Source organism: Mesorhizobium sp. M1365, from assembly GCF_040317865.1.
In the GTDB taxonomy this organism is placed as follows: domain Bacteria; phylum Pseudomonadota; class Alphaproteobacteria; order Rhizobiales; family Rhizobiaceae; genus Mesorhizobium.
Map to the genome: position 1 here is coordinate 1 of NZ_JAMYLG010000003.1, position 12,444 is coordinate 12,444.

10 protein-coding genes are annotated in these 12,444 nt (G+C 63.9%); all 10 read right to left on the minus strand.

Annotated features, from left to right (window positions below; translation table 11 throughout):
- Positions 1-301: 301 nt before the first annotated feature.
- Positions 302-1,183 carry an SMP-30/gluconolactonase/LRE family protein gene (locus NKH04_RS04240; protein WP_352539233.1) on the minus strand — a complete coding sequence of 294 codons (882 nt, stop codon included), beginning with the start codon at positions 1,181-1,183 and terminating at the stop codon, positions 302-304.
- Positions 1,184-1,185: 2 nt separating this feature from the next.
- The gene (locus NKH04_RS04245) at positions 1,186-2,154 is read right to left on the minus strand and encodes an ABC transporter permease (RefSeq protein ID WP_352539234.1); all 969 of its coding nucleotides are present in this window, start codon (positions 2,152-2,154) and stop codon (positions 1,186-1,188) included.
- Positions 2,151-3,128 (minus strand): ABC transporter permease, encoded by a 978-nt coding sequence (locus NKH04_RS04250; protein WP_353012956.1) that lies wholly within the window; start codon positions 3,126-3,128, stop codon positions 2,151-2,153. Before NKH04_RS04250 ends, NKH04_RS04245 begins: the two co-directional genes overlap by 4 nt.
- Positions 3,129-3,182: 54 nt before the next feature.
- Entirely contained in the window at positions 3,183-4,685 is a 1,503-nt protein-coding gene (locus NKH04_RS04255) for a sugar ABC transporter ATP-binding protein (protein ID WP_353044028.1), read from the minus strand.
- Positions 4,686-4,752: 67 nt separating this feature from the next.
- Entirely contained in the window at positions 4,753-5,820 is a 1,068-nt protein-coding gene (locus NKH04_RS04260) for a substrate-binding domain-containing protein (protein WP_352817877.1), read from the minus strand.
- Positions 5,821-5,987: 167 nt separating this feature from the next.
- Complete coding sequence (locus tag NKH04_RS04265) at positions 5,988-7,052, minus strand: sugar ABC transporter substrate-binding protein (RefSeq protein ID WP_352539238.1); 1,065 nt, start codon at positions 7,050-7,052, stop codon at positions 5,988-5,990.
- Between the two features lie 297 nt (positions 7,053-7,349).
- Complete coding sequence (locus NKH04_RS04270) at positions 7,350-8,120, minus strand: GntR family transcriptional regulator (protein ID WP_352539239.1); 771 nt, start codon at positions 8,118-8,120, stop codon at positions 7,350-7,352.
- Positions 8,121-8,243: 123 nt separating this feature from the next.
- Positions 8,244-8,963, minus strand: a complete 720-nt coding sequence (locus NKH04_RS04275; protein WP_353044029.1) for an E3 binding domain-containing protein — start codon at positions 8,961-8,963, stop codon at positions 8,244-8,246.
- Between the two features lie 5 nt (positions 8,964-8,968).
- Positions 8,969-9,979, minus strand: a complete 1,011-nt coding sequence (locus tag NKH04_RS04280) for a C-terminal binding protein (protein ID WP_353044030.1) — start codon at positions 9,977-9,979, stop codon at positions 8,969-8,971.
- Between the two features lie 34 nt (positions 9,980-10,013).
- Positions 10,014-12,398 carry a thiamine pyrophosphate-dependent enzyme gene (locus NKH04_RS04285; RefSeq protein WP_353044050.1) on the minus strand — a complete coding sequence of 795 codons (2,385 nt, stop codon included), beginning with the start codon at positions 12,396-12,398 and terminating at the stop codon, positions 10,014-10,016.
- Positions 12,399-12,444 lie beyond the last annotated feature (46 nt).

The window sequence follows — 12,444 nt, forward strand, 5'->3', positions numbered from 1 at the left end:
CCACGGCATCAACACCTCCGGCCAAAAGCCAAAAGTGTTACCCATGTGTCCGGTACAAAACGTCACCTATGTCTCAGGCCGCGCAGGATAAGCTGTTGAAATAACAACAAAAACTGAAACTTTGGTAGCGCCCTGTCCAAAAATCTTCAATGATTTCAGGGGCCGAGCCTGCTATCTGGTGGTGCCAACGAACGTCGCAGAGGCGCCGTAAGCGGTCTTTACCAAGCAGATGTCCTGATGTCGCCTTTGATACGCAAGTTCGAGACACCGCTGGTTATGCCGGCTGTTTAGCCAAAGCGGGTCAGCCCTTGAACGCCGGCAAGATAAGGCCCTTGACGCCGACATCGAGCGCGAACAATCCGCCCGGATGCTTCTGGCGGACGAAGTGACTGGCCGGACGCCGGAGTACGGCAGAGGTGACGTAGAGGATATCGAGGTCCTTGCCGCCGAATTCGCAGCAGGTCGGCAGGTCGGTCGGCAAGATCACGGTTTCCATCAGTTCGCCGTCGGGATCATAGCGGCAGACTTTGGCGGTCACTGGGATGGTCACCCAGTAGCAGCCTTCGGCATCTACGGTGGCACCGTCGGCGACGCCGCCGGTCGCCCTCATGTCGATGAAGGTGCGGCGGTTCTCGATCTCGCCGGTGGCGGCATCGAAATCATAGGCCCACACCGCGCCGGCATGGCTGTCGGAAAAATACATGGTTTTCGAATCCGGGCTCCAGGCGAGCCCGTTGGAGCATCCGATGCCGTCGATCATCTTGTGGACCGAAAGGTCTGGATCGAGCCGGTAGAGCGCGCCGATGAATTCGATCGGCTGGCCCGGCACCTCGAACATCGAGCCCGACCAGAAGCGGCCCTGGCGGTCCGGCTTGCCGTCGTTGAAGCGGGTCTTCGGCATATGCGCTTCCGGGTCGACGATCGCCTCGAACCTGCCGGTTGCCGGGTCGAAGAAATGGAAGCCGTTTGTCATGGTCAGCACCAGGCCGCCCTTCTCGCGCAGGCCAAGGCAGCCGAGATATTCCGGCGTCTCGAAGACCTCGTCCTTGCCGGTCGATGGATCGTAGCGATGGATCAGCTTCTTCCAGATGTCGATCCACCACAGCACGCCGGCCTTGGGGTCCCAGAGCGTGCCTTCGCCGAGCTCGGCCCTGGCATCGACGACACAGGTGATTTCGACCATGGTCAGCTCTCCTTTCTGCGCATCTTGCCGCCGAGACCGGCGAAGGTCTCGCTGCCGATCGACACGGTGAGCAGGATCACCGCGCCATAGACGATGAGCAGCGCTCCGCTCGACAGGTTGAGCGCCGGCAACAGGCCGGTGAGGATGGTGAGCACCATGGCGCCGGCGACGGTGCCGAGATAGTGGCCGCTGCCGCCGAGGATCGAGGCGCCGCCGATGGCGACTGCCGCGATCGAGGTGAACAGATAGGCGTCACCCATGCCGAGATAAGCCTGGCTGGAATAGCCGGTGAGCAACATGCCGGCGAAAGCGGCGGTGAGGCCGGAGATGACAAAGGTCAGGATGGTGGTGCGCGCCGTCGGCACGCCGGAGAATTCAGCGACCGTGGCGCTGGTGCCGAGCGCATAAAGATGGCGGCCGAATGCCGCCTTGGACAGCAGCAGCGTCGCCACCAGTGTCAGCGCGAGCCAGATCAGCGCGATGACCGGGAAGCCGCCGATGCGGCCGACCGACAGGAACTGGATCAAGGCCGGTGCCGAGGGTGTCGGCGAGCCCCCGGTCAGCACCAGGATCAGGCCTTGCAGGATGACATTGGTCGCGAGTGTCATGATGATCGGCGGCACGCCGAACCGGGCGACGCCGACGCCATTGAACAGCCCGATCAAGGCGCCGCCGGCGAACAGCAGCGGCATTACCCAGACCAGCGGCAGATCCCGACCGCCGCAGAGCAGCGCCATGACGATTGCCGCCGAGTTGAGCACCCAAGGCACCGACAGGTCGATGCCGCCCCCTATGATGACAAAGGTCTGGCCGAGCGCGACGATGCCGACAAAGGCGGCCAGCACGATAGTCGAGCGCATGTTGGATACTGAGAGGAAGCCCGGCGAGAACAAAGCCGTGACCAGCAGCAGCACAACCATGCCGGCATAGGCGAGTACGATGAGGCGGTTGCGGGCAAGGAAGGCGCTCATTGGACACGGTTCCTTGCGGCTTTTTCGGCAACGGAACTGGCAAGCACCGAGAGCAGGAGGATGATGCCGGAAGCGACCGGCTGCCAGTAGCTCGACACATGCAGGACGAAGACGAGATTGCCGATGAGGGTGAGCACGAAGGCGCCGATCACCGTGCCGGCAAGATGGCCGCGACCGCCGAACAGGCTGACACCGCCGATGACCGCGGCCGCGACCGAAGGCAGGATATAGTCCTTGCCGATGGTCGGCGAACCGGCGCCGGTCTGCGTCACCAGAAACAGCGCCGCGCCGGCCGCGAACAGGCCGGACAGGCCGTAGGTGACGAGGTTGACGCGGGTGATCGAAACACCGGACAGGAAGGCTGATTTCTCGTTGGAACCAGTCGCCTGGATGGCTATGCCGACACGCGTCGCGCGAAACCACCACCAGAACACGAGCAGCGCCAGCAGCATCCAGACCGGGCTCGTCAGGCCGACAAGCTGTGCCGAGGCGAAGCCGACCCACCAGCCGGGAACGCTGCCGCCATCGGTCGGCAGGATGATCATGGCGACGCCGTTGAGGATCGACCAGGTGGCAAGCGTCACCAGGAAGGGCTGCAGCTTGAGCAGCGAGATCAGCAGGCCGTTGAGTGCGCCGATCAGGAAGCCGAGTGCTAGGATGATCAGCGCCCAAAGTGCTGTGGCCGACGGATCATCGGTGAAGCGCGTCGCCGCGATCACCGTGCCGAGGCTGATCATGCCGCCAATCGACAGGTCGATGCCGCCCCGCACCAGCACGATGGTCTGGCCGGTTGCCGCCAGCATCAGCGTCATAGCCGCGGCCGTGTCGAGGTTGAGTTCGTCCAGCGAAAAGACACCGGCCTGCAGGCTGCCATAGATGGCAACGATCAAGGCCAGCATGAGGGAGGCGACAAGGAACGGCGCGCGGTCGAGCAGGCGGCCGCGCCAGTCGATGCCGGGCCTCGTCCATTTCATTTCGGCAGGTCGTTGCGCCATCCCCACAGTTTGCTCCGCGGACATCACCATGCCTCAAGCCGCCTCGCTTTCGAGCATGGCGGCGCGCAAAATGCCCGCCTCCGAGATGCGGTCGCCTTCGAGCGTCGCCGCGATGCGGCCATTGCGCATCACCAGCACCCGGTCGGCGACATGGACCAGTTCCGGCATGTCGCTGGAATGGAACAGGATCGCATAGCCCTTGGCCGCGAGGTCGCGCATCAGCTGAAAAATCTCGCCCTTTGTGCCGACATCGACGCCGCGCGTCGGATCGTACAGCAACAAAACGCGCGCCTGCGTGAGCAGCATCTTGCCGAAGATCACCTTCTGCTGGTTACCGCCGGATAGCGTGCCGGCGAGCTGTTCCGGCGTGCCTGCCTTGATGCGCAGGAAGTCGACCATTTCCTTGACCAGAGCCAATTCCTTTTGTCGGCTGAGCAAGCCATTTTCGGTAAAACGCCTGATAACGGACAGGGTCAGGTTCTCGCGCACGCTCTTGGTCAGGAGCAGGCCCTGCCCGCGCCGGTCCTCCGGCACCAGCGCAATGCCATCCTTACCTGTCAGCGCCTGGCGCGGATTGCCGATCGAGACCGGCTTGCCCCAGAGTTCGAGGGTGCCGCTCGCCTTGCTGGCGCCGAACAGCGCCTGGAACAGGTCGCGCTGGCCGTGGCCCTGCAAGCCGCCAACACCCAGCACCTCGCCTTCGCGCAGCGTGAAGTCGACGCCGGAGAGCCGGCTGCCGCTGGAGAAGTTCCTGACCCTCAGCGCGATGTGGTCTGTCGCTGTGGACACACGCTCCGGATAAAGCCTGTCCAGATGGCGGCCGATCATCTGCGTGACGATCTCGTTGTCCGACACGGCGTTCGCCTCGTGCGCGGCGACGGTGCTGCCATTGCGAAAGATGGTCAGCCGGTCGGCGATGGCGCGCACCTCGGCCATGCGGTGCGAAATGAAGATCACCAGCCGGCCTTCGGCCGCCAATTGCCGCGTCAAATTGAGCAGCCACTCCGCCTCCCGCGCCGGCAGCGCCGAGGTCGCTTCGTCAAGGATCAGGATGCGCGGGTCCTTGGCCAAGCCCTTGGCAATCTCGACAATCTGCCGTTCGGCCAGGGTCAGCCGCCGCAATTCCTGGTCGGGACGCAATGCCGGAAAACTATATTTGTCGAGCAGCGCCAGCGTCTTGCGGCGCATCTCGCCGCGGTTGACGATGCGCAGCAATGTCCGTGGTTCGTGACGGAACCAGATATTCTGTTCGACGCTGAGATCGGGGATCAGCGACAGTTCCTGGAAGACGGCGGCGATGCCGAGCGCCTGGGCGGCGTCCGGATTGGCCGGGCGATAGTCCTGGCCATCGACCAGGATCGAGCCGCCGTCGTGCGTCACGGCGCCCGACAGGATCTGGATGAAAGTGCTTTTGCCGGCGCCATTCTCGCCGAGCAGTGCGTGCACCTCGCCGGCGCGGGCACTGAACGTCGCCTCGCTCAGCGCGACGATGCCGCCATAGCGTTTGGACAAGCCTTTGACGGTGACGAGGTCCATGAATGCGCCTTCGAAAAGCTCTCCCGACACCTTGCGCCGCCGGGAGACAGGGGCGTTTGACAGGAGTTTACTTGGTACCGGCGGCTTCCGCAGCGGTGATCTCGACCCAGTCGGGCGTGATCGGCAGCGTCAGGCCGGGCGCCTGGTCCGGAAATGCATTCTTGCCGATCGCGATCTTGATCATCTTGGTGCCCGGGTAAAGCTTGGACTCGAAGGGATCGGTGGTGACGAAATCACCCTTGACCGAGACGGAGCGCTCGGCGGGCTTCTTGCCGGTGTCGAGAATGTCGACCGCGAGCTTGATCGCTTCCGAGGAGAGATAGGCAGGATTGGAGCCAAGGATGCACTTGGCGCCTTGCGTCTGCGCGCAAGTAACGGCGGCGACATTGTAGGAGAAGCCGACGACCGGGACGATCGGGCGGCCGGCATCCTTCAGCGCCTGGATAGCGCCGGAGCCATAGCCTTGCGTCATGATGCCGTCGATCTTCGGATTGGCGGCAAGCAGGGCCGCGACACCCGACTGTTCCGGACCGAGTGCATAGTTGCCGTTGTAGTAGCCGACGACCTTGATGTCGGGATATTTGGCCAACACCTTCTCATAGCCTTGCTGCAACTGTGCCGAGATCGGCGCCCCGGCGAGACCACGGTCGAGGATGATGTTGCCCTTGCCGCCAAGCTGCGTAGCCATCCACTCGGCCATCACCGAGGGAATGCGATCCCAGTCGGACGCGACGGCAAATGCGCAGGGTTCGGTCACCACCTGGTCGAAGCTGATGACGACGATACCGGCGTCGCAGGCCTTCTTGATGGTCGGATTCAAGGCCGAGTCCGAACCGGCATCGACAAGGATGGCGTCCGGCTTCTGGCGGATGATGTTGTTCAGCGAATTGATCTGCGCCTGGACGGTGTTCTCGACATTCTCGATCTTGAGGTCGACGCGGCCCTTCAGCGGCCCCTTGTTCACCGAAACGTTGGCGACACGCTCCATCTGCTGGCGCCAGTCATTGCCGACGAAATTGTTCGAGAGATAGATGGTGTAGGTCTTCTTGTTCTCGGCGTGGCTCGGCGCGGTGCTCACCGCGATTGCGGACATGGCAAGAGCTGCCAATCCGCCGCAAACTGTCTTCAGTTTCATGATCTCTCCTCCTTCGTGTTTCCTGCATCAGCCGGTGACGGACTTCGCCATCTTGATGGGTGCTGCACATAAATTGATACCGGTACCAATGCGCCTTGTCAATTTAAGCCAAGGCGCATTGGAGGAGCCTCGAGGCGACCATTTCGCCGCCGATCGGCAGACGTCGTTCATTTGGCGCCGGCGGCCTCGGCAGGGGTGATTTCAACCCAGCCCGGGCTGACGGGAAGAAACAGGCCTGGCGCCATGTCCGGAAAGGCATTCTTGCCGACCTCTATCTTCTGCATGGTCGCGTCGGGATACAATCCTGACGGGACCGGATCGGTGGTGAGGAAGGCGTTGCGCAGCAGGATCTTTTTCTCCGCCGGCTTCTTGCCGTCGAGTATCTCCACCGCCAGCTTCAAGGCCTCGGCCGACAGATAGGCAGGGTTGGGTGCAAGGATGCACTGGGCGCCCTGGGTCTGCGCACAGGTCGTCGTCGTCAGGTTGAACGGACTGCCGGTGATGGGAACGATCGGACGACCGGCGTCCTGCAGGGCCTTGATCGCTCCGGCGCCGTAGCCCTGGACGAAGATGGCGTCGACTTGCGGGTGCGCCGCCAGCAGGCTGGCGACGCCGGCTTGTTCCGGTCCCAGCGCATAGTCGCCGTTGAAATAACCGACCACTTCAATGCCGGGATATTTCTTGATGACTTCCTCGAACCCACCCTGCAGCTGGGCGGAGATCGGAGCACCGGCAAGTCCGCGATCAACGAGGATCTTGCCCTTGCCGCCGAGTTTCTTGACCAGCCATTCGGCCTCCACGCGCGGTGCGCGGCCCCAGTCGGACTCCATCGTGTAAGCGCAGGGCGCGCTGACGATCTGGTCGAAGGCGATGACCACGATGCCGGCCTTGCAGGCCTTCTCGATCGTCGGGTTGAGCGCTTCGCCGGAGCCCGCGTCGATGACGATGGCGTCGGGCTTGTTGCGAACGATGTTGTTGAGGGAATTGATCTGCGCCTGGACCGTGGTCTCGACCACCTCGACCTTGAGGTCGACGCGACCGGCAAGCGGCGGCTTCGTGACCGCGATGTCGGCGCTGCGCAGCATCTGCTGGCGCCAGTCGTTGCCGACGAAATTGTTGGACAGATAGATGGTGTAGGGCTTCTTGTCCTGTGCGTTGGCCGGCACGGTATCGATCGACAGCAAAGTCGTCGCGATCACCGCAAGGCCGGCGAAGAATGCGCCTGCTTTCATGATTTTCCTCCTCCCGTGTTTGGTGTCAGCCGCGCGAACGCCGCTGCCTATCAAGTGCCTTCGCCGCACACCCCCTTATGGACAGACTTTGTTTTGTGCACGCCGCTACCCCAGAACCACTGTGCACTTGGGCGACACGCACCAGGCAAATGCTCGACGTCGGATGCGGCTGCGCATCCACGTTCGATCGTGGTTCCCGGCGCAGCCTCCATCCTAGCTATGATGCTATTATAATTTTATAAAGCTGTCCATGACCGGGACCAGGAAATCGACGCGCGCCAATGCCGCCGATCGGGTTCAGGCCAGATCGTTCGGCGCGTCGTAGCTGATGCTGAAGAGATCGGCCGGATGCCGCGCGATGGTGAACTCGATGCTCTGCTGGTCGGCCGACTGGTAGAGCATCTCCACACTCAGCACCGCACTGCCGAGAGCGATGCCGAGGTCGTCCGCGATGACCTCATCGGCGATCTCGGCGCGGACCGTGACATGCGCGACGTCCAGCCGCAGGCCGAGATGCCGTTGCACCGAACGAAAGATCAGCACGTCGGAAAAATCCTCCCGCTTCAGCTTCGCTCCGACAGTTGGCGGGAAATAGCTGGTGATCTGAGCTTTCTTCTGCTCACCCACCGACAGGATGCCGCGCAAGCAGTAGCCCGCTTCGTCCTTGCCCATGCCGAAATGGCGCTGGAGCACTGGGGAGACCTCCTTGCGATAGGATTTCACCGTCAGTTGCGCGTCCTTGGTGAAGGCCGCCATGTCGGCGAAGTTCTTGAATTTCCAGCTCAGGTTGACCGATGGACTGCGCGCCGTGACCACAGCCGGTTTGGCCGACCGCTTCCTGATCAGCCCGTCGGCCTCGAGGTCACGCAACGCTTGCCGTACGGTGATCAGGCTGACGCCGAAATGTTCGGCGATGGTCGCCTCCTTCGGCAGTTCGCCGCCGACGGGAAAGGTGCCGTTGCCGATCGGCTCGCGCAGGATGTCGGCGAGCTGGCGGTAAAGCGGGCCGTTGGCGCGACCAAGTGTGCGCTTGGGAAGACTGTCGATGGTGGGAACGGAGTGATCCATGTGCCTCGTCGCGCCTGTGTCGAAGCTTTTATAATAGCTTCCTGCGCCGGAGGCTATTGCATGTCACCCAAAAGTGGCTCCGGTTTTGGGATCAAAAAACAAGCCCGACGATCATCAACCGTCTCAGACGAAGAGCCGAAGCGGATGCTCGATCGCGGCTTTCAGGCTCGAAAGCCATAAGGCCGCCGCTGCCTCGTCAATGCTTCCCGTATCCGCCATCAGCAGGCACTCGGCGTGATCGCCTGATGTGTCGAGCGAGACGGTCAAGCGCATGGCGCGGGCTGGCAGAAGCGGCATCATGAGCGGCCTGACGTCGCTTGCCGGCAACACCCGCAGGGACAATGCGGCAGGTTTTTCCGCATCGTCACGACTGTCGGCCAAAGCAGTGAGCCGCGTCTCCCACAGCGATGTCAGAGACATTTCGGGGATCATGTCGAACACGGCTTGCCGGCCCGCCAGTTCCAGCGCCACGGATGCGGTGCCGATCCTGGCGGCGTCCGGTATCTCGGCAAATGCTCTGCCCGCCGCGCGCAGCAGCACGTCGTCAATGTCGAACAGCCTTCCAGAGCTCTCCAGTGCCGCCAGCAGGTCTCGCAGCGCGCGGAGGGCAACGGACGTCGCAAAGGCAGCGATCCGGGGCGCAGCAGTGGAAGGCTCCGCCGCTGGGGCGGCGATATCAGGCGAAACGACCAGCGTGGCAGCCGGAACGTAGCCGGTGACATCGGCAGCGAGGATGCGGCCACCGGGGCCGCTGCCGCGAAGGACTTCGAGCGGCAGCGCACGCTCGCGCGCCAGGCGGCGGGCGTATGGGGAAACGGCGAGACGCCTTGCCTGCGCCGCCATTGCGTTCATTTCAAATACTCTGAATTGACGCAGTTGGTCAGCCGCCCCTCCGCAAGATATGCGTGCACGACCTCGATCGATTTCAGCCGGAGATCGCGCATCGATGCCGGGCTGTAGAAGGCGGCGTGGGGGGTGACGATCAGGCGGTTGGCGATCCATGCTTCGCGGCGTCGCCATGCCGCCAGCAGCGGATGTTCGAGATCGCCGGGTTCGCTTGGCAGCACGTCGAGCCCCGCGCCGGTGACGGTACCCGCGCGCATGGCTGCTTCGAGCAAGTCGAGATCGACGATCGGGCCGCGCGCGGTGTTGATCAGCACAAGCCCGGGCCTGGCCGCGGCGAAGGCCGCCGCGCCAAGCAGCTTGCGGGTTTCCTCGCTCAATGGCGTGTGGACGCTCACCACATCCGCGCGCGCCATGAGCTCGGCCAGCGAATGGACCCGCTGGTAGCCTGTCGACAAGTCGACGCCGGACGACAGATGCGGGTCGCAGAACACCACCTTCATGTCGAAGGCGGCTGCGCGGCGGGCCGTGGCGAGGCCGATGCGGCCAAGTCCGACAATGCCGAAGGTGGCGCCCTTATGCCGGCGCACCAGCGGCGCTTTGGAGAAATGCCAGCCTTCGGCGCCATTGCCGGTGAGTTCCGCGCCATAGGCGGAGGTGCCGCGCGTCAGCGCCAGCATCAGGCCGATGGCGTGGTCGGCGACTTCGGTTGTACCATAGTCCGGCACATTGCAGGCCGGTATCTTGCGCGCGCCCCAGCCTGCCGTGTCGATGTTGTCGAAGCCGACGCCCGAGCGTACCGCGATCCTGGCCTTGGGAAACGCGGTGGGAGCGGCAGCGACATTGTGGGTCGGCGAATAGTTGATGACCGCATCGGCGGTCTCGCAGGCCGACGGATCGAGCATGGCTGGCTTGTCATTGGTCGATCTGGCGAGGATGAACTCGATGTCGGGATAGTGCTCGCGCTCGAGTTCGGCTTCATCGGCGGCTTGCCAGTTGGCGCACAGGATCTTCATGCTTGCCCTTCGGATTTTACAGGGAGAGTGGTGACTATTTCTTGATGCCGCCAATGCGGCCGCCCATCGGCACCACGGCGCCGACCGGCTGGTCGATCGCGGCAAGCGTGCCGCTGACTGGCGCCTCGATCTCGACCACGGCCTTGTCGGTCTCGATCTCGGCGACCAGTTCGCCTTCCTTGACCGCATCGCCGACCGCTTTCCGCCATTTGATGACGGTGCCTTCGCTGACGGTGAGATCGCCGAACGGCATCGTCACCGGCTCGTCGTCGCCGGCGGCGGGTACCTGCGGCGCAGCGGGCGCAACCTTGGCGGGAGCAGGTGCCGATTTAGCCGGTGCGGCACTTTTCAGGCCGACCGTGTACCAGTGATCGGGAATCGGCGGCTTGCCGGCGATGACGTCGCGCGCGCCCTGGACGATGCGCGCCGTGTCGACCAGCATGGCGCGTTCCAGTACGGGCGCGAAGGGATGCGAGGTCGGCGCGGTGTGCAGCCTTCCGGGCGGAGCGTCGAGTTCATCGAAGGCAAGTTCGTTGATGGCTTGCGCGATCTCGCCACCCAGGCCGCACATCGCCCAGGCCTCGTCGACGATGAGCAGGCGATGGGTCTTGCGCACGCTGGCGACGATCGTCTCGATGTCGAGCGGCATGATGGTGCGCGGATCGATCACCTCAGCTTCGATGCCTTCGGCCGCCAATGCCTCCGCCGCTTCAATCGCGCGCTGCACCATCTGCCCTGCGGCAACGACGGTGATGTCGGTGCCGGCCCGCGCGATGCGTGCGACGCCGAACGGGACAAAATGTTCGCCAAGCGGCACCTCGCCCTTGGAGGCGAACAGCGCCTTGGGTTCGAGCATGATGACAGGATCGCCGGCCCTCAGCGCTGTCTTCATCAGCCCCTTGGCATCGGCCGGGCTCGAGGGAACGCAGACGATGAGGCCCGGCATATGGGCGAAGACCGGATGATAGATGCCGCTGTGGTGCGGGCCGGAACTGCGCAGCGCGCCGGCGCCGACGCGCACCACCATCGGTGCGCTCATCAGGCCGCTGGTCATGTAGCGCAGCTTGGCGGCCTGCAGGAAAATCTGGCCGGCGGTCTCGAAGGCGAAGTCGGCAAACATCAGGTCGGAGACCGTGCGCGCGCCGGTAGCCGAGGCGCCGACGGCGGCGGCGGTGAAGCCCTGTTCGGAAATCGGCGTATCGACCATGCGCTCGGCGCCGAACTCCTGCCAGAGGTTTCTGGTGTGGGCGAAGCTGCCGCCACGCTCGCCGGTGCCTTCGCCAAAATAGAGGATTGCCGGATTGGCGCGCATTTCCTCGGCGATGCCGTCGCGTACCGCCTCGAGCCAGCCTTGCGTGCGCGTCTCGCCGACGGCGCGCGGCTGCAGCGCTGCCGGCGGGTTGATCGGATCGGCAAAGACATGCAGGCGCACCGTTGCCGGATCGGGCTCGGGCGAATTGCGGGCAAAGCTCAGCGCTTCCTCGACCACCTTCTCGATCCGCGTTTCGATGGCGGCGAGAGCTTCCGCGTCGGCGATGCCATAGTCCTCGACCAGCTTCTTGCGGAACATGTCGATCGGATCGCGCCTGATCCAGGCGTCGAGTTCTTCCTGCGTGCGGTAGGTGCCGATGACTGGATCGCCCTCATGGTGACCGACGGTGCGATAGGTCTTGGCCTCGATCAGCGTCGGACCTTTGCCGGCGCGGGCGCGCTCAGTCGCTTCCTTCATGGCGAGCCAGACGGCGAAGACGTCGTTGCCGTCGACGGCAACGCCTGGCATGCCGTAGGACGCGGCCCTGGTGGCGATTTCGGGATTGAGCGTGACGGATTTCAGCGGCGTGGCGGTGGCGTAGAGATTGTTCTCGCAGACGAACACCGCCGGCGCGCGCTGCACGGCGGCAAAGTTAAGCGCCTCGTGGAAGCCACCATGATTGGCGGCGCCATCGCCGAAGAAGGCCACGCCGATGTCGTCACGGCCCAGCTGGCGGGCGCTCATACCGATGCCGACCGCATGGCCGATGCCGGCGGCGACGATGCCATTGGTGCCAAACAGGCCGACCGAACGGTCGTAGAGATGCATAGTGCCGCCACGGCCGCCGCAAATGCCGTCGACCTTGCCGAACAGCTCCGCCATCACACGTCCGGGGTTGGCGCCCTTGGCCAGCGCGTGGCCATGGCCACGATGGGTTGATGTGACCCAGTCGGTCGGCCTGAGATGCGCGCAGACGCCGACGCCCGTCGCCTCCTCGCCGATATAGAGATGCAGGAAGCCGGGCGTTTCGCCCTTGCGGCAGGCGATTTGGGCGATGCTTTCGAAGCGGCGCAACAGCACCATGCGTTCGAACAGATCGAGCAGAATCTTGCGGTCGGGGAGGTTTGGCGCACCCCTGGACTCCTCGCGCGTGCGCGCCGCAGACATTGCCACCAAAGCCTCCCTGAATACGTCTGACGCCGGACGGCAGAGC